At 61.2% G+C, this 19,635-nt stretch carries 15 protein-coding genes; 8 read left to right on the top strand and 7 right to left on the bottom strand.

All coding sequences use genetic code 11. The annotated features are described in order from the left end of the window. Positions 1 to 11 precede the first annotated feature (11 nt). The 4 genes from K328_RS0108165 (at position 12) to K328_RS0108180 (ending at position 5,309) form a co-directional block, all read left to right on the top strand. The gene (locus tag K328_RS0108165; RefSeq protein WP_028465564.1) at positions 12 to 497 is read left to right on the top strand and encodes a universal stress protein; all 486 of its coding nucleotides are present in this window, start codon (positions 12 to 14) and stop codon (positions 495 to 497) included. A gap of 181 nt (positions 498 to 678) precedes the next feature. Further along, a complete protein-coding gene (locus K328_RS23055; RefSeq protein ID WP_084608162.1) occupies positions 679 to 3,558 on the top strand; it encodes a molybdopterin oxidoreductase family protein in 2,880 nt (959 codons plus the stop codon). Next, the gene (locus tag K328_RS0108175) at positions 3,555 to 4,349 is read left to right on the top strand and encodes a 4Fe-4S dicluster domain-containing protein (protein WP_028465565.1); all 795 of its coding nucleotides are present in this window, start codon (positions 3,555 to 3,557) and stop codon (positions 4,347 to 4,349) included. The genes K328_RS23055 and K328_RS0108175 overlap by 4 nt, the downstream gene beginning before the upstream one ends. 9 nt (positions 4,350 to 4,358) lie before the next feature. Then, complete coding sequence (locus K328_RS0108180; RefSeq protein WP_028465566.1) at positions 4,359 to 5,309, top strand: dimethyl sulfoxide reductase anchor subunit family protein; 951 nt, start codon at positions 4,359 to 4,361, stop codon at positions 5,307 to 5,309. Here the strand turns inward: K328_RS0108180 and K328_RS23060 are convergent. Further along, on the bottom strand, positions 5,288 to 6,637 hold the full coding sequence (locus K328_RS23060; protein ID WP_051284640.1) for an MFS transporter: 1,350 nt from the start codon (positions 6,635 to 6,637) through the stop codon (positions 5,288 to 5,290). The two genes, K328_RS0108180 and K328_RS23060, sit on opposite strands and share 22 nt — an antisense overlap. Positions 6,638 to 6,851: 214 nt before the next feature. Here K328_RS23060 and K328_RS0108190 point away from each other — a divergent pair, with 214 nt between their 5' ends. Then, the gene (locus K328_RS0108190) at positions 6,852 to 7,064 is read left to right on the top strand and encodes a DUF2842 domain-containing protein (protein ID WP_028465567.1); all 213 of its coding nucleotides are present in this window, start codon (positions 6,852 to 6,854) and stop codon (positions 7,062 to 7,064) included. A gap of 55 nt (positions 7,065 to 7,119) precedes the next feature. Here K328_RS0108190 and K328_RS0108195 read toward each other — a convergent pair whose 3' ends face one another. Next, a complete protein-coding gene (locus K328_RS0108195) occupies positions 7,120 to 8,337 on the bottom strand; it encodes a sigma-54-dependent transcriptional regulator (RefSeq protein WP_028465568.1) in 1,218 nt (405 codons plus the stop codon). Then, positions 8,334 to 10,052: a sensor histidine kinase gene (locus K328_RS23065; RefSeq protein ID WP_051284641.1), complete on the bottom strand. Its 1,719-nt coding sequence runs from the start codon at positions 10,050 to 10,052 to the stop codon at positions 8,334 to 8,336. Before K328_RS23065 ends, K328_RS0108195 begins: the two co-directional genes overlap by 4 nt. Positions 10,053 to 10,281: 229 nt before the next feature. On the opposite strand from K328_RS23065, the gene K328_RS0108205 reads away from it, so the two are divergent. From K328_RS0108205 to K328_RS0108215, 3 genes are all read left to right on the top strand, one after another. Further along, the gene (locus K328_RS0108205) at positions 10,282 to 11,277 is read left to right on the top strand and encodes a DctP family TRAP transporter solute-binding subunit (protein ID WP_028465569.1); all 996 of its coding nucleotides are present in this window, start codon (positions 10,282 to 10,284) and stop codon (positions 11,275 to 11,277) included. Positions 11,278 to 11,370: 93 nt separating this feature from the next. Next, positions 11,371 to 12,045, top strand: a complete 675-nt coding sequence (locus K328_RS0108210; protein WP_028465570.1) for a TRAP transporter small permease — start codon at positions 11,371 to 11,373, stop codon at positions 12,043 to 12,045. 3 nt (positions 12,046 to 12,048) lie between these two features. Continuing rightward, complete coding sequence (locus tag K328_RS0108215) at positions 12,049 to 13,425, top strand: TRAP transporter large permease (protein WP_028465571.1); 1,377 nt, start codon at positions 12,049 to 12,051, stop codon at positions 13,423 to 13,425. Between the two features lie 76 nt (positions 13,426 to 13,501). On the opposite strand, the gene pseB is transcribed toward K328_RS0108215, so the two are convergent. The 4 genes from pseB to K328_RS23075 all read right to left on the bottom strand — a co-directional run bounded on the left by pseB (position 13,502) and on the right by K328_RS23075 (position 19,545). Next, positions 13,502 to 14,530 (bottom strand): UDP-N-acetylglucosamine 4,6-dehydratase (inverting), encoded by a 1,029-nt coding sequence (pseB, locus tag K328_RS0108220; RefSeq protein ID WP_028465572.1) that lies wholly within the window; start codon positions 14,528 to 14,530, stop codon positions 13,502 to 13,504. A gap of 85 nt (positions 14,531 to 14,615) precedes the next feature. Further along, positions 14,616 to 15,827 (bottom strand): UDP-4-amino-4,6-dideoxy-N-acetyl-beta-L-altrosamine transaminase, encoded by a 1,212-nt coding sequence (gene pseC, locus K328_RS0108225; protein WP_028465573.1) that lies wholly within the window; start codon positions 15,825 to 15,827, stop codon positions 14,616 to 14,618. A gap of 4 nt (positions 15,828 to 15,831) precedes the next feature. Next, positions 15,832 to 17,169, bottom strand: a complete 1,338-nt coding sequence (locus tag K328_RS23070) for an HlyD family type I secretion periplasmic adaptor subunit (protein ID WP_051284642.1) — start codon at positions 17,167 to 17,169, stop codon at positions 15,832 to 15,834. 42 nt (positions 17,170 to 17,211) lie between these two features. Continuing rightward, a complete protein-coding gene (locus K328_RS23075; protein WP_084608163.1) occupies positions 17,212 to 19,545 on the bottom strand; it encodes a type I secretion system permease/ATPase in 2,334 nt (777 codons plus the stop codon). Between the last annotated feature and the right edge of the window lie 90 nt (positions 19,546 to 19,635).

Below are 19,635 nucleotides of genomic sequence, written 5' to 3' on the forward strand. Positions count from 1 at the left end.
ACAGCACGCGTATGAGTCAATTGACGGACGGATCGAAGCCCCGGGTTTTCCTCGTCGTTGTCGACGACAGCGAAGAGATGCAGATCGCCCTGCGTTTTGCCTGCCGCAGAGCACGCCACAGTGGCGGCCATGTGGCCCTGTTCCGCGCTATTGAACCGCAGGAATTCCAGCATTGGATGGGCGTCGGCGAGCTGATGCGCGAGGAAGCCCGGGAGGATGCGGAAGCACTTCTCGGCGAACTCTCCAAGCAGGTGGTCGATATCTCCGGACAGATCCCGATCATCTATGTCCGCGAAGGCTCGACCCGTGATGAACTGCTCAATCTGATCGATGAGGAGCCAAGCATTTCCGTGCTGGTGCTCGGTGCGAACACCCAGGGTGAAAGCCCCGGACCGCTGGTCACCTATATGACTGGCAAGGGCGCCGCCCGGATGCGTGTTCCGGTCACCATCGTGCCCGGCAACCTCTCCGACGAGCAGATCGACGCGGTCACCTGACACCCGCTCCCCTGCCGCCCAAAGATGCCTGCGGGCGGCGACTTAAAGTCAAATCGTGCACCAATTCCGGATCGAAGAAAAAGTCTTGTTTCGATCCTGACTTTTTCGGACCGGCCCTGCTATTGTCATCGGCAATTAACAAGCCGATGAGCCGTTCAGGCCTTCCCGCTCCGGAGAGATAATGAGCATCAACCCGTTCGAGACGGTGGTTGAAACAGTCGATACGTCACCGCCCGTATCCGACGAAACCAAATTCACAACCTGCTACATGTGTGCCTGTCGCTGCGGCATCAAAGTGCATCTGCGCGACGGAACGATCCGGTACATCGAAGGCAACAAGAACCACCCGGTGAACAAGGGCGTGCTCTGCGCCAAGGGTTCCGCCGGGATCATGCAGCATTACTCACCGGCGCGGCTGACCAAACCGATGAAACGGGTCGGCGAACGCGGCAGTGGCGAGTTCAAGGAGATCGAGTGGGACGAAGCCCTTGCGACTGCCGCTGAATGGCTCGGCGACATCCGCAAGAGCGATCCGCGCAAGCTCGCCTTCTTCACCGGCCGGGACCAGTCCCAGTCGCTGACCGGCTGGTGGGCCAGCCAGTTCGGGACGCCTAACCATGCGGCCCATGGCGGCTTCTGCTCCGTCAACATGGCGGCGGCGGGGCTATATTCCATCGGCGGCTCCTTCTGGGAGTTCGGTGAGCCGGACTGGGAACACACCAAATTTTTCATGATGTTCGGCGTCGCCGAGGACCACGATTCGAACCCGATCAAGATGGGACTCGGGCACATCAAGACCCGTGGTGCCAAGTTCGTTTCCGTCAATCCGGTGAAGACCGGCTATTCCGCCATCGCGGATGAATGGGTTGGCATCCGTCCCGGAACGGACGGACTGTTCATTCTGGCGCTGGTGCATGAGCTACTGCGGGCCGGCAAGGTCGATCTGCAATATCTGGTGCGCTACACGAACGCGCCCTGGCTGGTAATCCAGGACTCCGGCGCCGCCGATCACGGCCTGTTTGCACGCGATGATGAAGGCCGCCCGCTCGCCTTCGACAAGAGCTCCGGCAAAGTGGTCTCTGCGCTGGAAGCCGACATTACGCCGGATCTCTCCGGCGAGCATGTTCTGCCGGACGGCCGCAAGGCTGTACCGTCCTTCAAGCTGCTGGCCGAGCGCTATCTCGATCCGTCTTATGCGCCGGACGCCGTTGCCGCGCAGACCGGCCTCGACGCCGCGACGATCAAGCGGCTGGCCGCCGAGATCGCCCATGCCGCGTTCGAGCAGGAAATCACCCTCGACGTGCCCTGGACCGACTGGGCCGGACGGCGGCACGAGAAGATGATCGGCCGCCCTGTCGCCATGCATGCCATGCGCGGTATCTCCGCCCATTCCAATGGCTTCCATACCTGCCGCGCCCTGCATGTCCTGCAAATGCTGCTCGGCAGCATCGATTGCCCGGGCGGCTTCCGCTACAAGCCGCCCTTCCCGCGCCCGGCGCCGCCGCCGCTGAAACCTGTTGGCCGTGCGGAACAGATCAAGCCCGGCACCCCGATGGCGGGTCCCCCGCTCGGCTTCCCGATGGGCCCCGATGACCTGCTCGTGGACGATGCCGGCAACCCGGCACGGATCGACAAGGCCTTCTCCTGGGATGCGCCGATGGCCGTGCATGGCATGATGCACATGGTCATCCACAATGCCTGGGCACAGGACCCATATCCTATCGACACCCTGTTCATGTACATGGCGAACATGAGCTGGAATTCGACGATGAATTCCAAGGGGACGATGGAGAAGCTGACGGACAAGGACCCGGAAACCGGCGAATACCGGATTCCGAAGATCATCTATTCCGACGCCTATGCCTCCGAGATGGTGGCCTACGCCGATCTGATCCTGCCGGACACCACCTATCTGGAGCGCTGGGACTGCATCTCCCTGCTGGACCGGCCAATCTGCGATGCGGACGGTGCGGCGGACTCTATCCGCCAGCCTGTCGTGGCACCGGACCGGGACGTGCGCCCCTTCCAGGAAGTGCTGATCGATCTCGGCGTCCGTCTCGGCCTGCCGGGCCTGACGCACGAGGATGGCTCTGCGAAATATCCGGGCGGCTATCCCGATTATATCGCCAACCACGAACGCGCACCCGGCATCGGCCCGCTGGCGGGCTGGCGCGGCGCGGACGGTACCGAGGGCGGCAAGGGCGCGCCGAACCCGGACCAGCTTAAGCGTTACGTGGAAAACGAGTGCTTCTGGCGCCATGAGTTCAAGCCGGAAGAGCGCTACTACAAGCACGCCAACAAGACCTATCTGGAAACGGCGACGAAGCTCGGTTTCATCGGTGCACCGAACCAGATCATCATGCAGCTCTATGTCGAGCCGTTACAGCAGTTCCGGCTGGCGGCCGAAGGTCACGGCGCGAACCAGCCGCCGGAGAAGGACCGGGAGCGGATCAAACGCTATTTCGACCCGCTGCCGATCTGGTACCAGCCGTTCGAGGAAAGCCAGGTCGATACCGGCAGCTTCCCGATGCACGCGATCACCCAGCGCCCGGCGGCGATGTATCATTCCTGGGGCGGCCAGAATGCCTGGCTGCGGCAGCTTCACGGCAAGAACCCACTCTTCATGAACCGTAAGCAGGGCGAGAAGCTCGGCATCGCAGACGGGGACTGGGTCTACGTGACTTCCCATCACGGCCAGATCAAGGTGCCGGTGAAGCTGATGGAAGGTGTGAATCCGGACACGGCCTGGACCTGGAACGCCATCGGCAAGCGCCGAGGCGCCTGGAACCTCGGCAAGGACGCGCCGGAAGCAACCAAGGGCTTCCTGCTGAACCACGTGATCTCCGAGCTTCTGCCCGCGCGCAAGGACGGCTATCGCTATGCGAACGCCGATCCGGTTACCGGTCAGGCCGCCTGGTACGATCTCCGGGTCAGGATCGAGAAAGCGGCGGATGACAGGCCGGAGGCTGTGTCGGAACCACAATTCCCCGTGCTGAAGACCGCGCCGACTGCGGAGCGCCCGAAAGGACCGCTCCAGTATAAAGGGAGGCGCGGCCAATGACCTGCCTGCCCACAACAGCCGGAAGCAAGAAGCTCGGCCTCGTCATCGATCTCGATATCTGCGTCGGCTGCCATGCCTGTGCGGTGAACTGCAAGGAATGGAACACCAGCGGCCATTCGGCGCCGCTGACGGACTGGAACGCCTATAGCGACGACGCCGAAGAAGACGGTGACGAAGGCGCCTGGGGTGTCTGGTTCAACCGCATCCACACCTATGAAGCAGGTGAAGGCGAAGACGCCCGCACCGTGCATTTCCCGCGCTCCTGCCTGCATTGCGAGACACCGGACTGTGTCACAGTCTGCCCGACCGGCGCCTCCTACAAACGGGCCGAGGACGGCATCGTTCTGGTCAATGCGGATCTCTGCATCGGCTGCAAGCTCTGCTCCTGGGCCTGCCCCTATGGCGCCCGGGAATACGACAAGACCGAGGGCGTGATGAAGAAATGCACTCTCTGCGTCGACAAGATCTACAACGAGAACCTGGAAGAGCAAGACCGGGTGCCGGCCTGCGTTTCCACATGTCCGGCAGGTGCCCGGCATTTCGGCGATCTCGGAGATCCGGACTCCGATGTCTCGCAACTGGTTGCCGAACGCCAGGGTTACGAGCTGATGCCGGAGATGGGTTACAAGCCGGTAAACCGCTACCTGCCGCCGCGCCCACGCCGGACCAAGGCCGAGGATTTCGGCGCGCCGGAACGGCTCGCGGACCTTGCCCAGCGGGTTCCCGCCGGCGAAACGACTTCCGACGCCAGCGGCCTGCTCGGCTGGCTCGACACCATGCTTTCCCGCTGAGGCCCGCCGATGCATCCCGCTCTCTCAGTCATCTTCTTCACCACCGCTTCCGGTGCCGGCTACGGCCTGCTGGTCTGGCTTGCCCTCCATGCGGCTCTTACCGGTGATGCCAATCCGCTGATCGGCTGGATCGGCTTCCCGCTGGCCCTCGGCCTCGTCACCGCCGGGCTGCTCAGTTCCACCTTCCATCTCGGGCATCCGGAACGGGCCTGGCGCGCGATGAGCCAGTGGCGCAGCTCATGGTTGTCACGTGAAGGTTTGCTGGCCGTGTTGACCTATATCCCGGCGCTTCTGTTTGCCGTCGGCTGGGTGCTGCTGGGCCGCAACGATGGCCTCTGGATGCTGGCCGGAGCGGTGGCCGCGATACTGGCGCTGGTCACAGTCTATTGCACAGCGATGATCTACCAGTGCCTGAAAACCATCCCGCGCTGGCACAATGGTTTCACCGTGCCGGGCTATCTCGCCATGGCCATGGCCACGGGCGGGCTCTGGATACTGCCGCTGCTCGCACTGTCCGGTAGCGACCTGCAGACAATGGCCTTGCCGACAATGGGCTTCCTGCTGCTTTCAGCCGCGATCAAATGGCGCTATTGGACCGCGACAGACAATGCGGCACCGACCGCGACTTCCGGCACCGCGACCGGGCTCGCCAACCTTGGCACAGTGCGGTTGCTTGAGGGACCGACAACGTCGGAAACCTACGTGATGCGCGAGATGGGCTACAGGATCGGCCGCAAACACGCCGTGAAGCTCCGGCGCCTTGCCGGTTTCTTCGGCCTGGTGATCCCGGTTGCCGTGCTGGCTGCCGTGCTCGCCATGCCCGGCTCCGGCATCATGGCAAGCGGCCTCGTCCTGCTTGCGGCGATCTCAGGCAGCATCGGCGTGGTGCTCGAACGCTGGCTCTATTTCGCCGAAGCGAAACACGTCTCGACGCTGTATTACGGCGAAGAGTTCGCCTGAACCCATTCCTCTGCCTCGCCCTCCACCGCTGACTCGATGAGCTCATCATAGGAGAAATCCTTAGGCAGGTTCTCGTCCATGACGTTCGGCTCGACCTCCTCGATGAACTCGCCGCGCGGGTCAAGTTCGGCAACGATGGCCGACGTCCGGGCATAGGCGACATATGGCCCCTGCTCTTCCCGGGCCGGCGCCGCGCTGCGGAGCATCCGGTAGACAGCGAAGATGCCAACGGAAAAACCGACAAAGGCAGTGAACTGGAACAGGCCACCAGGTCCGACACGATCCATGGCAAAGGCACCGATAATCGGACCGATGGACGATCCCAAGCTCGCCGCGATCAGGATACCGGCCGCTGCCGGCACCAGGTCGGAGGCTTCGACGTGGTCGTTGACGTGAGAAATGGCCAGAGGATAGAGCGCGAAGTTCAGCCCGCCAAAGACCACCATCAGCCCCAGGAACATGAATGTCCCGCCATCGAAAAGCATCGCAATGGCGAACGACACCCCGCCCACGGCAAAGAGCACGACCGCGATCACGGTACGGCGATCGAAAAAGTCCGAGAGCTTTCCGATCGGATATTGCAGCAACAGCCCGCCGAACATGGTGACGGTCATCATGGTGGCAATCTGGGCAACCGAGAACCCGATCTGGTTACCGAAGATCGGCCCAAGCCCCATGACGACAGCGCCAAGCACGCCGCTGGCGAAGCTGCAGATCATGCCGAGCGGCGAGACCTTGAACAGTTCGGCCATGCTGAGGCGCGATGGCGCCAGCTCGCCCGCCGTCGCCCGGCTGGCCAGCGACAGTGGCACCAGGGCGAGCGAGAACAGGATAGAGGCCACGCTGTAGAGAATGAAGCTGGTCGGCGGCGAAAGATTGAGGATCTGCTGACCAGCCGCCATGCCGAAATAGATCACCACAACATAGATGGAGAGCATGCCTCCGCGATGCTTGTTCGAAACCGCGCCGTTCAGCCAACTTTCCGCCACCATCAGGGCACCGGCGATACAGATGCCGGTGGCGAAACGCAACAGCGACCAGAAATATGGATCGACGAAGATCGCGTGGGAAATGGCGCACGCAGAGATAATCGACGCGAAGGCCGCGAACGAACGGACATGGCCGACACTCTCGATAATCCGGCCACAGAATGCGGCGCCGGTGAGCTGACCGACAAAGTATGCGGAGGTGACCAGACCGGCAACCGTGGTGTCGAACCCTTCCTGGCTCATGCGCAGGCCGATCAGACTGTGGAACAGCCCGTTGGCCGTCCAAAGAAACCCGACGGAGATCATCAACGCGACAATGGGGTGACCAAGCATGCTCATCGGAAAAACCGTTTCGGTTGCACGTGTCCTTTATGAGGCAGCCCTTAGAGCGGGAGAGGCATCAAAGTCTCGCTTCCCCGCGACGGAAGAGGCGCAAACAGGATGATTACGCAGACTGTCTCAACAATTTCATGTGTGCGCTGTCTTTCCGCAACGGTTGACACTATCCCCGTCCGGCGCATATCGATGCCGACCGAACGAAACGGAGTCCCCCATGCGCTGGCGCACTGCCCTCGGCGGCATCATCATGATTGTCGGCCTGATCGCCTATATCGCGGGAGTCGTGACCGTCGCGAACCACATGCTGCCGCAGCACTGGCTGGCCGAGTTGCTTTTTTATCCGGTCGCCGGTTTCCTCTGGATATTCCCTGCAATCCGCCTGATCGGATGGACCAAGAAAGACAAGGAACCTGAGTTGAACCTCTAGGTGCCGGGCCGGTTACCACCAGACTGCCTCTCGATCAGTGGCGCCTTGTTCTCGTTCAGCCGTCCCTGAAATCCTTGGCAGACAGTCCGAAACGCGCCAGCCGATCATAGAACGTGTTGCGCGGCACCCCCAGTATCCTGGCCGCTTCAGCAGCTTTCCCATTGGTGCGCTTCAGCGTCTCTGTCAGAACCATTTTCTCGAACGCTTCGACCTGCTCCGCCAGGGTTCCCTGCCCGACATTGTCGCTCTGGACCCGCACGCCCAGCGCATAGGTCATCGCATAGCTGCGCAGCTCCGGCAGGCTGCCCGGCCAGGGGCGGGTCATGATGTCCGTCAGGGTGGCGGTTGATACCTCCGGCATGTCGGTGTCCAGGCTACGTATCGCCTGGCGCAGGAAGTTCTCGAAAATCTCCGGCAAATCGTCCCGGCGCTCGTCAAGCGACGGAACCCGGATTTCCACCACCGTCGTGCCTTCCGCGCCCGGCTCCAGGTGCTCCAGCTCTGCCAGCGACGCGACGGACGACGATATGACGCGCAGCTCCGGACAACGATGAATCAGTGCGCGTACATCCTCGACCTGTTCCGGTGTGGCGCATTCGACGCTTTTCAGAGACAGGTCCGCCGCGCCCTCGGGCGGGTGCAGGCGGCGTACGGAGTCTGCCGCTGCGTGCAGCAGGTTCAGTGTCAGAAATGCACGTGGCTCCGGCGAAAGAGCATTGATCGCAAAAGCCGCCTCTTTCTTGCCCGTCCCCTTCGGACCATGCAGATGAACATGACAGTCGCTGGCGGCAACCCTGCGGAGCGCCGTGCGAAGCGCCGTCGAGACCGGTCCCGAGCCAGGGAAACTCCGGGCCGCCGCGTCGCTACGCTCAAGCGCGCGCTCGATCCGGCGGGATTTCAGCACAAGGTCCCTATGCTCGATCGCCCGGAGCACCACATCGACCAGGCGCTCCGTGCCGACCGGCTTTTCCAGATATTCGTAGGCGCCCTCTTTCATTGCACGCATGGCCGTCGGCACATCGCTGTGTCCCGTCAGCAGGATCACCGGCAGCTCCGGATCGGCCCCCTGCGCCGCCGACAACACGGAGAAGCCGTCCTGATGCGGCATACGGATATCGGACAGGATGATGCCCGGGAAATTCGCCCGGATGCTCCGCTTCGCCTGCACATAACTGCTCGCCGATATCACGGTCAGATCGGCCAGCTCCAGCGTCTGCGCCAGCGAGTTGCGCAGGGCATCGTCATCCTCGATCAGCAGCACCTGTCCGGTCATTGCACCGCCCTGTCGGTCAATGGAAGTCGAATGGTGAAAATCGCCCCGCCATGCGCACTGTTATGGCAGGAGAGCGTCCCGCCCAAGCTGCGAATGATCCCGTAGGAAATCGACAGCCCGAGGCCAAGGCCTTTCGAGGCTCCCAGTTCCTTGGTTGTGTAAAACGGCTCGAACACCCGGGTCGGATCTGGAATACCGGGTCCCGAATCTGCGATTTCCAGAACAGCTTCACCCGTGTCCGTTTTCAGCATCACGTCGATCCGCTTTATATCCGACGACACCATCGCATCCTGTGCGTTGCTCAGAATATTGACCACGACCTGCTGCAGGCGGACCTCACCACCATCGACCAGCATCTGCCGCTCTGGTGCGGACCAGGACAAGGCGATGCCGTCCTTTTCGAGCGATGGCAATGTCAGTGTGATCGCATAATCGACAGCGGCAACGAGATCTACGGGCTCTCCGCCTTCGCCTTCGTTCCGGGCGAAGGCACGCAGATTGCGGATGATCTTGTCGATCCGCTGCACCTGGCCCGCTATCTGGCCGAGATTTTCGCCCGCCTCGTCGAACCTCTTTCGGTCGAGCAGCTTCCGCCCATTCTCCGACAGGTTCAGAATGGCCGCGAGCGGCTGATTGAGCTCGTGGCTGATCCCTGCGGACATTTCTCCAAGGGCGGTCAACTTGGAAGCCTGGACGAGCTGGTCCTGCGCCACTTTCAATTGCGACGTACGCCGTTCGACACGTTCCTCGAGACGCGCATTGACCGCCGCCTCGATCGCCAGACGGTCCGCCATGCGCCGCCTCCAAAGCGCCGCGATCAACATCGCAAGCCCCACCGCGCCCAGCACGGTCGTGGTCAGCAGCCCGCGCAGGATGGCTGCGGTCCGGGCCGGCGCCGTATCGAGAAATCCGCGCGCGGTCATATTCACCTGGGGCAGCGCCCGGGTAACCACAAGAGCGCGTTGCGGCAGGTCGAAAGCTTCGGAGAAAGACCAGACCTCATGTCCCCCTTCACGCTCCAACGCGCGATGGGGAAACGGTTCAAATCGGGGGTCGCCATCACCCAGACCTTTATCCTGCCGCCTCAAAAGCGATTGTCTGGTCGACGCGAACACTGTTTGCGACGCATCAAAGAAACAGATGGCCTCCGGAGCGATCCCCCATTCGAACTCCAGCGCGGCCACATCGATAGTCACAAAAATCGCACCTTTCGCAGGTGCAGCCCCATCAAGGACACCCCGGCTCAGCCGGATCACCCTGCGGCCATCGTCGTCAAAAGCCGCTTCCAGCCCCAGACGACCGTTCAGCGCCGCGCGCAAAAGGGATGTATCGACCGTGCCCTCGATTTGGTCCCGTTCCGTCTCGGGAGAGGAAGATGCAACCAGACGACCGTCCGCGTCCGTCAGACTGATCCGGTCGGCGCCATATGTCAGAACCGAGTCGATCAGCAGATCGTCAGCGGCCTCAGGAGGAACACCGTCAACGACACTACGGATCACCAGCGGATGTCGGGCCAGCAAATTGACCAGGTAGGAGTAGCCGGAAAGCTGGCCCATCAGGCGGTCACTCGCCTGCTGCACGCGGATACGGCCGGTCTCCTCCAGTTGGTCGAGAGTCTCCAGGTAGGCATAGCGATAGACCAGCCAGCCCGCGAGCAGGGAGACCAGCGCATAGAGCGCGCAAAGAATGACAACGATCGCTTTGGCCCGTGACATGGCACCCGGTCTGTTGAACGCATTCCCGAAACGAAAACGGGCCCACGAAATCTCAAGAAAATTTGCCCGAAAATCCGGACAAATGAACTTTTTGTGCACCTTAGCAAAAGTTAGTGCACTGACTTTAAAGAAAAAAAATTTCCTGCAATTTCACGATTGCCCAGTTGAAGCGGACAATTTCAGGTAACAGCCTATGCGGATTCAACCGCGTGTCTATTGGGAGGACACAATGAAGAAGTTTTTCGCTGCCGCTCTGGCGGCTGCCGCCCTTATTGCGCCTGGCGCCGCTTATGCCAATTGCGATGACGGCGAGGTTGTCATCAAATTCAGCCACGTCACCAACACCGATCGGCACCCGAAGGGTATCGCCGCATCGCTGCTGGAAACGCGCGTGAACGAGGAAATGAACGGCAAGGCCTGCATGCAGGTTTTCCCGAACTCGACCCTCTATAACGACAACAAGGTTCTGGAAGCCATGCTCCAGGGCGACGTCCAGCTCGCCGCACCGTCGCTGTCCAAGTTCGAAAAGTTCACCAAGAAATTCCGCCTGTTCGACCTGCCGTTCATGTTCAAGGACATCAACGCGGTTGAAACCTACCAGGGTTCAGACGCCGGCAAGGGCCTGCTCGACAGCATGCAGCGCCGTGGCCTGCAGGGTCTGGCCTACTGGCACAACGGCATGAAACAGATGTCCGCCAGCAAGCCGCTGCTGATGCCGTCCGACGCCAATGGCCTGAAGTTCCGCGTGCAGTCTTCCGAAGTGCTGGTCGCCCAGATGGAAGCCATCGGCGGCACCCCGCAGAAAATGGCCTTCTCCGAAGTCTACGGTGCTCTGCAGCAGGGCGTTGTCGACGGTCAGGAAAACACCTGGTCGAACATCTACGGCAAGAAGTTCTTCGAAGTGCAGGACGGCACCACGGAGACCAACCACGGCATCATCGACTATCTGCTGGTCACCTCCGTCGACTGGCTGGAAAGCCTGAAGCCGGACGTGCGTGACCAGTTCCTGAAGATCGTTGCCGAAGTGACCGCAGCCCGGAACCAGGAATCCACCGCCGTGAACGAGGCTGCCAAGCAGTCCGTGATCAAGGCCGGCGGCATTGTCCGCTCGCTTACCCCGGAGCAGCGCGCTGCCTGGGTTGAAGTGATGAAGCCGGTCTGGGCCAAGTTCGAGAAAGACGTTGGCGCCGACAACATCGCCGCCGCGCAGGCCGCGAACAACTAGACACCTAAACTCCAAGGCCAAGGCTCGGACTTTAGCCTTGTCGCGCGGTGCGGACCTCCCTCCGCACCGCGCTTATTTCTGGGGGCGCCCGTAATGACGATAAAACCCCTTTCCGACCGGGTTGAGGAAACCGCGACAGCGGCGATCCTCGGGTCGATGACCGTGATCACCTTCGCTAATGTGATCGCACGCTATGTATTCGATTCCGGCATTCTCTGGGCTCTTGAGGTCACCGTATTCCTGTTCGGCTGGCTCGTGCTTCTTGGCGCTGCCTACGCAGTCAAGATTCGCGCTCATCTGGGCGTCGACGTTATCACCGCGGGCCTCACCTCGCCGAAACGCCGGATCCTGGCGCTGCTCGCCTGCGCCGTCTGCATTGTCTATGCCTTCCTGCTGCTGAAGGGATCCTGGGATTACTGGGCCAACTTCGCCAACCTACCCGCCACGGAAGGACGCTGGTTCCCGCTCGGCTTCGAGGACAAGTTCCGGGAAAAAGGCTGGTACGAGACCGAAGACACCCCGATGCCGGACATTTTCGGCTTCCGCCCGCTCGACTGGTTGCAGGACGTCTTCAACGAGGGCGAGGTCTACGAGAAGATTCCCCGTCTCGTCCCCTACGCCATCCTGCCATTCGCGATGGCGCTGCTGCTGTTCCGCTTTGTCATGGCCGGTATCGCCATCTGGCGCGGCCGGATGGAAGGGCTGATTGCCAGCCACGAAGTCGAGGACGCAGTCGAAGACGCCGCCAAAAAACTGAAGGATCTCTGATCCATGGAAGTCGCTCTTCTCTTCCTCGCCATTATCGTGCTGCTGCTGATCGGGGTCCCCATCGCGGTCGCGCTTGGTCTGTCATCTATCCTGTTCCTGCTGGCCTTTTCGGATTCGTCCCTGGCTTCCATCGCGCAAACCCTGTTCAGCGCTTTCGAGGGGCATTACACCCTGCTGGCGATCCCGTTCTTCATCCTCGCCTCCTCCTTCATGTCGACGGGTGGGGTAGCGAAACGGATCATCCGGTTCTCCATCGCCTGCGTCGGGCATTTTCCGGGTGGCCTCGCCATCGCCGGCGTCTTTGCCTGCATGATGTTCGCCGCGCTCTCCGGCTCCTCGCCCGCGACCGTGGTCGCCATCGGCACCATCGTCATCGCCGGTATGCGCCAGGTCGGCTACACCAAGGAATTCGCCGCCGGCGTGATCTGCAATGCCGGCACACTTGGTATCCTGATCCCGCCGTCCATCGTCATGGTGGTCTATGCCGCCGCCGTGGAAGTTTCGGTCGGCCGGATGTTCCTTGCTGGCGTGATCCCCGGCCTCCTGGCCGGTCTGTCGCTCATGGCGGCGATCTACATCATGGCGAAATGGAAGAACCTGCCGAAAGGCGAATGGGCCGGATGGGGCGAGATCTATGCCAGCGCCAAGGAAGCATCCTGGGGCCTGCTGCTGATCGTGATCATCATGGGCGGCATTTATGGCGGTGTCTTCACACCGACCGAAGCGGCGGCCGTCGCGGCCGTTTATGCCTGGATCATAGCCACCTTCGTTTATCGGGACATGGGCCCGCTGGCGACAGAGGGCGACACCCGGAACGTCTCCCTGTTCCGCCAGCCCAGCGCGTTGCTGACGGCTCTCTATCATCCGGACACACGTAAGACCCTGTTCGATGCCGGCAAGCTCACCATTACCCTACTCTTCGTCATCGCCAACGCGCTGATCCTGAAGCATGTCCTCACCGACGAGCAGGTGCCGCAGCAGATCACAGAGACCATGCTGGCCTACGGCTTCGGGCCGGTGATGTTCCTTGTCGCGGTGAATGTGATCCTGCTAATCGGCGGTCAGTTCATGGAGCCGTCGGGCCTGCTGGTGATCGTGGCGCCGCTGGTTTTCCCGATCGCCATGGAACTTGGCATCGACCCGATCCATCTCGGCATCATCATGGTGGTGAACATGGAGATCGGCATGATCACACCGCCGGTCGGGCTCAACCTGTTCGTCACCTCAGGTGTCGCCGGGATGCCGATGATGGCCGTGGTGAAGGCTGCCCTGCCATTCCTCGCAGTTCTCTTCGCATTCCTGATTGTCGTTACCTACGTGCCGTGGATCTCGACTGTGCTGCCCAATGCGGTGATGGGGCCGGAGATCGTCACGAACTAAAAACCAGCGGGCCGCGCCGTTCCTGGGCCCGGCCCGCTGGATTATCAGATCCCAAGGCAATCTGATCCCGGAGCGATCAGATTGACGACATCATCTTGTTGAGATCGTCGCCGCTCAACCAGTCCGTATTGGTATCGCTTGCATAGCGGAACTCGGCGGGAACCAACTTGTGGCCCTCGGCCAGATAGTCATCCAGCACCCGGTCGCTCTGGGCCGGAAGAATGACGTAGCGATCTTCCAGTTCCACCGTCGTGCGGGAATCGTCTTCCGAGATCATCACCTCGTGCAGTTTCTCTCCCGGACGGATGCCGACATTGCGCAGCGGCAAGCCGGGCGCCATGGCCTTCGCCACATCCGTAATCTTCATGCTCGGGATCTTCGGCACGAAAATCTCGCGGCCTTTCATCATCTGCATGCTGGACAGCACGAAGTTCACGCCCTGCTGCAAGGTGATCCAGAACCGCGTCATGCGCTCGTCGGTGATCGGCAGATCCGGCGACTGCTCGTCAATCAACTTGCGGAAGAACGGGATAACACTCCCGCGGGAGCCGATCACGTTACCGTAGCGAACCACGGAGAACCGGCAGCCGTCCGCACCCGAGATGTTGTTCGCGGCAACGAAGATCTTGTCCGAGGCAAGCTTGGTTGCACCATACAGATTGATCGGGTTCGCCGCCTTGTCCGTCGACAATGCGATCACCTTCTTCACCCCGGTGCGGAGCGCGGCCTTCACAATGTTTTCGGCGCCATAGATGTTGGTCTGGACGCATTCGAACGGATTGTACTCAGCGGCCGGCACATGCTTCATCGCTGCGGCATGGACAACATAATCCACGCCGCGCATGGCCAGCTCCAGCCGGTCCACATCCCTCACATCGCCGATAAAATAGCGGATCGGTTTCCCAGGGACCGATGGATATTCCTGCCCCATGTCGTAATGCTTCTGCTCGTCCCGTGAGAACACGATACAGCGGCGCATTTCCGAGGAAGCCAAAGCAGTGCGCACGAATTCCTTGCCGAAGGAGCCTGTGCCGCCGGTGACCAATACCGTTTTGCCATTAAGATCGATGTGATCGGTATCAAACGAGAATGGTTGATAGCTCATGCGGTCCGGAGCCTCCTCCTAAGACATTAGAATCGTTTTATTTTGCCCTGTTTTCCGCATATGCGGAAGAGACAGTTTAAATCCCTTAAATCCCGAGCGCCTTAGTCAGCTCCTGAACCACCCGGTCAACATCGTCTTCGCTCATCGCCGGGAACAGCGGCAGGCTGAGACATCGGGCGTAATAGGCGTCCGCGCCGGGCAGGGATTTTGGCTGGTACCGGTTCGCGTAATAAGGCTGGCGGTGCACCGGAATATAATGCACCTGGGTGCCGATCCCGCGCTCCTTCAGGGCTGTCATGACCGCTGTCCGTGTGGTGCCCAGCGCCGCAAAATCGATCAGGGCCACGGCGAGATGCCAGGCGGGACTGCAGCCTGGAGCGACCTTCTGCATTGCCACATGCGGGCCAAGTGCGTCCAGAAGCTCCTGATAGCGCGCCCGGAGCGCCCTGCGCTTGGCGACGAAGCTGTCGAGTTTGCCCAGTTGGCTCAGGCCAAGAGCGGCATTGATGTCGGAAAGCCGGTAATTGTAGCCGGGCTCGTGCATCTCGTAATACCAGGGAGCCGGGACACCATCCTCGAATCCCATGCGCTTGTTCAGGAACTTCTCGGGTTCCCGCACGAGGCCGTGGTTCCTGCTCCGCCGCAGCGTCTCCGCGAAACGATCGCTGTTGGTTGTCAGCATGCCGCCCTCACCCGTTGCGATGGTTTTCACCGGGTGGGTCGAGAACATCGTGATACCGCCGTGCGGGCAGGACCCGACGGGCGTCATACTGCCGCCGATCTCGTATTCGGCGCCGATTGCATGACAGGCATCCTCAACCAGCACCAGTTCAGGGAACTCCGCGGCCAGTTCATCCACATTGACCGTATGCCCAGTCAGATGCACCGGGAAGATCGCCTTGACCGTTCCCTTCGACATGCCGGCAATGGCCCGCTGCACATCCTCCAGGCGCATCACACCTGTTTCCGGGTCCACATCGGCGAACAGGACATCTGCTTTGACGTAACGGGCAGCATTGGCCGTGGCCAGGAAGGTCACGCTCGGGACCACGACGATGTCGCCGAAATCGAGGTCCAGGGCAATCGCCGCCATGTGCAGACCCGCGGTTCCGCTGGAACAGGCAATCGCATGTTTCGCATCGACACGCTCGGCGAAGGCCGCCTCGTAGGCTTCCACCGCCGGACCGGTGGTCAGCCAGTCACCGCGCAGCACGTCGAGAACGGCCTGCTCGTCGGCCTCGTCGATCATTTGCCTGCCATAGGGAAGAAAGGAACGGGTATCGGATGCATCATTCATTGGATCAATTTTCCCTCAATCCCAGCTCGAAACTGCGCACCAGCGGGGCAAGCAGATATTCGAGCAAAGTCTGGTCGCCGGTCGAGATTATCACGGTTGCCGGCATCCCCTGCACAAGCTCCAGTTTCGGCTGTTTCGCGAGACTTTCCAGATCAAGAACGACACGGGCCTCATAGAAGGGAGCCCCTTGCTCGGGCTGCACGATATCTGCCGAAATACTCACCAATTCGCCGTCGATCGGTTGCGTCGTGCGCTGACTGAAAGAGGTCAGCCGGACACTCGCCACCGCACCAACCGTAACCACGTCGATATCGGTCGGATCGATCCGCGCCTTCACCACCAGCGTGTCGCCCTGTGGCACAATGCCCATGAGCGGCTCACCCGGAGCGACAACCCCACCGACGGTATGGAACCGAAGGCCATAGACGCGTCCGTCCTGCGGTGCCCGGATACGGGTCCGGTCGAGCGTGTCCCGCGCACCTTTCAGACGGTCCTTCAGATCGATCATCTGATCCTGCACCTGGCGCAGGTTAGTCTCCACCTCGGTCTTGAAACGCTCTTCTGTGTTCAGCAACTGGAACTCGGTCTCGGCAATGGTCTGCTCGGCTCGCGCGATCAGCGCCTTGCGGTTTCCGATACTGCCTTCCAGCTGTACCGCCGTGCGCTCAAGAGAGAGTAGGCGCGGCTTGCGCTCCAGCCCTTTCTCATACAACACCCGGACATCCGCGATCTCTTCCTGGATCAACTCGTACTGACGTGCATCGGCCCGCTGCTGCGCTCCCAGTGCTGTGATTTCTTCGCGGGTCTTCTGGATACGGCGGCGAAGCAGCCCGAACTGGCTGTCACGGGCACTGATACGGGTCTCGAACAGGCGCCTCTGACCGGCAATCACTTCGCCGACATCCACATCCGCCGACTGCGACAGGAGCTCGGACGGGAAATTCACCTCCGCAAGATCGTCCCGCTCGGCCACAAGCCGTGCCTTGCTGCCAAGGTGTGTAAGGAATTGTTTGTGGAGCAGCTCGTAATCAACCCGAACCCGCGTGTCGTCCAGCTTGATCAGAATGTCACCCTCGCGAACCAGGTCACCGTCCCTGACATTGATCGCCTCAATGATCCCACCTTCGAGATGCTGAACGGTCTTCTGATTTGACGAAACCTGTAGCTGCCCCTGTGCAATCGCCCCACTGCCAAGCGGCGCCAGAGATGCCCACAGCCCGAGACCACCGAAAAAGAACATCAAAATGAAGAAGCCCATCCACACAACAGGCCGCCAGGCTTTCGGGTTTTCAGCCTCCGAAAGCTCAGAACCATCGCTCAGTTCATCTTCGGCATTAGACATTAATGGTTCCTGACAAGGGGCGTGGCACCCCGTTCCGACGATTTACTGCTTGGCACGGGGACGTCCCGAAATGGACTGTATGTCCGCGATATTGAGGGCCGCGACCGGCCGGGCATTCGCCGGCGGTGGCGGCGAGAGCGGGCGGGGGACTGACGGTTGTTCAACAGGTTTCGCGGCGCGCGGTTCTTGCGTATTCGCCGGTTTCGGCGCAGGGCGAACAGGCCCGGCCGGCGGCGGCTGCAGGCGTACTGTCGCTTCCATTTTCGGCGGCCGTATCATTGGCGCTGAATCGACAGATGCTTTGGGTGGCGTCGGAGCGCCAGATCCGCCAGGTCCGGCAGACGGTCGGGCCGCCAGAATTTCCATAGCTTGGGCCGACCCCTGACCGAGTTGCGGCCGAACGCCATGGCCTGTACCCGGCTGCAGGGTCGGCGGCGTCGTCTTGCCGGAACGGGCCCGACGTGCCGAGGGCAATTCGGGCACGCGCGGCGGTGGCGGTAAACTCGCTGCGGCGGGCACGCCGCGCGGTGCCGGCCCCGGTCCAGCCCGCGGCGGTGACGGCATGCGACGGCGCTCAACCTCTGGCGTCCCAGCTTCAGCCTTGGCCGGAGCCGGTTTTGCAGGAGTCGGCTGTGCAGTTGACGGATTGGCCCCACCCGACGACGGAGGGGGGCCAGAGGGAGAAGCCGATCCCATACCGGCACTCGCCAGCACCTCATCGCGGGAGCCGTATTTATTGATCATGCCATCCTGCAGAACCAGCAACTGATTCATGTTCGCCAAGGTCTGGACCCTATGCGTGATCATGATGACGGTGGCGCCGCGTTCCTTGAGGACATTAACCGCATTCGCAAGCGCTTCATCGCCTTTGGAATCCAGGTTCGAGTTCGGCTCATCCAGAACCACGAGAGACGGGTCGCCGTAAAGCGCCCGGGCAAGCGCAACACGCTGCCGCTGGCCACCGGAGAGGATTGCACCGGCATTGCCGATATCGGTGTCATAGCCATTGGGCAGCTGCAGGATCAACTCGTGCAGACCGGCAAGTTTCGCCGCATCGATCACCTTCTCCGGATCCGGATCGGCATCGAGACGCGCGATATTCTCCGCGACGGATCCGCCGAACAGCTCGATATCCTGCGGCATGAAGCCGACATGCTTGCCGAGGCTCCCCGTATCCCAATTAAAGATATCGGAACCGTCTAGCCGGACATGCCCGACATGCGGCTTTTCCACCCCGACGATAAGACGCGCCAGCGTGGACTTTCCGGCAGCGGACGGACCAACGACGCCGAGCGCCTCACCCGGCTTGACCTCAAGGCTGATGCGCTGAAGGATCGGCCGTGGCGCACCGCGCGGTTGATATCCGACATTCTCCAGAACCAGATGCCCTTTCGGGGCCGGCAGTTCCATCCGGTGCATGCCGGACTGGGCATTGACCAGCGCCGTCTCGATACTCTTGTACGCCGCCAGCGCATCGACCAGCTGGCGAGCCTGACTGATTCCCATCTCAACCGGTTGCAACGCGCGCCCGAGGATCAGCGAACAGGCGATCATCATGCCCGGCGTCATGTCGACGGACGGATCGATGATCTGCAGGACGGCGACGGTCATGATGACCATCTGGATCAGCATCCGTGCGGACTTCGACATCGAACTGAGGATGGCGGCACGGTCACTTGCCCGCCCTTGCAGGGTGAGAACCTTTTCGTTTTCTCGATGCCAACGCGCCATCACGTTCCGGCGCATTCCCATACTCTCGACAACCGCCGCATTACGAACGGCGGATTCCGCTGCCGAATAGGCCTTGGAGGAGAACTCCTGTGCCGCGTTGAGTGCCGGCCGCGTCATCCGGTCGTTGACGATGCCGAGCACCAGCATGACCACAGCGCCGGCTATTGCCGCCATCCCCATATGCGGATTGATAAAGAAAATAAGGGCCATGAAAACCGGCACCCACGGCAAATCCAGCATGGTGAGCATGCCGGGCCCCGTGAGGAACATGCGGAGCGTTCCGAGCGACCGCAACGGGTTGCTGTTCGGCTGGCTGCCCCGATCGAGCGCATCGGTGATGATTGAGGAGAGCAGGATGGGGCCGATACGGCGGTCGATCCAGCCACTGATCCGTACGAAGGCGTAAGCACGAATCGTATCAAGCGATGCCTGGATGCAGAGCGTGAACGCGGCAATACCAAGCAGCAGATAAAGCGTTGCCTCGCTGCGGCTTGCCAGCACCCGGTCGAACACCTGGAACATGAAGACCGGCAGGGTCAGCATCAGCATGTTGACGGCGAAACTGAAAATGCCAGCCGACATCAAGGCCGTGTAGCAGGCTCGCATCAACCGATTTACGGTTACGGGCTGATCCGCCCCTGCCATTGAATCACCTCGGTATCGAATATCAAATCAAAGCCACGCGACTCAACTTGCGCGGCTTTTGCCTCGAAAACTATCAATACCATACATGAT

Origin of the sequence: Nisaea denitrificans DSM 18348 (assembly GCF_000426505.1) — a bacterium.
In the GTDB taxonomy this organism is placed as follows: domain Bacteria; phylum Pseudomonadota; class Alphaproteobacteria; order Thalassobaculales; family Thalassobaculaceae; genus Nisaea; species Nisaea denitrificans.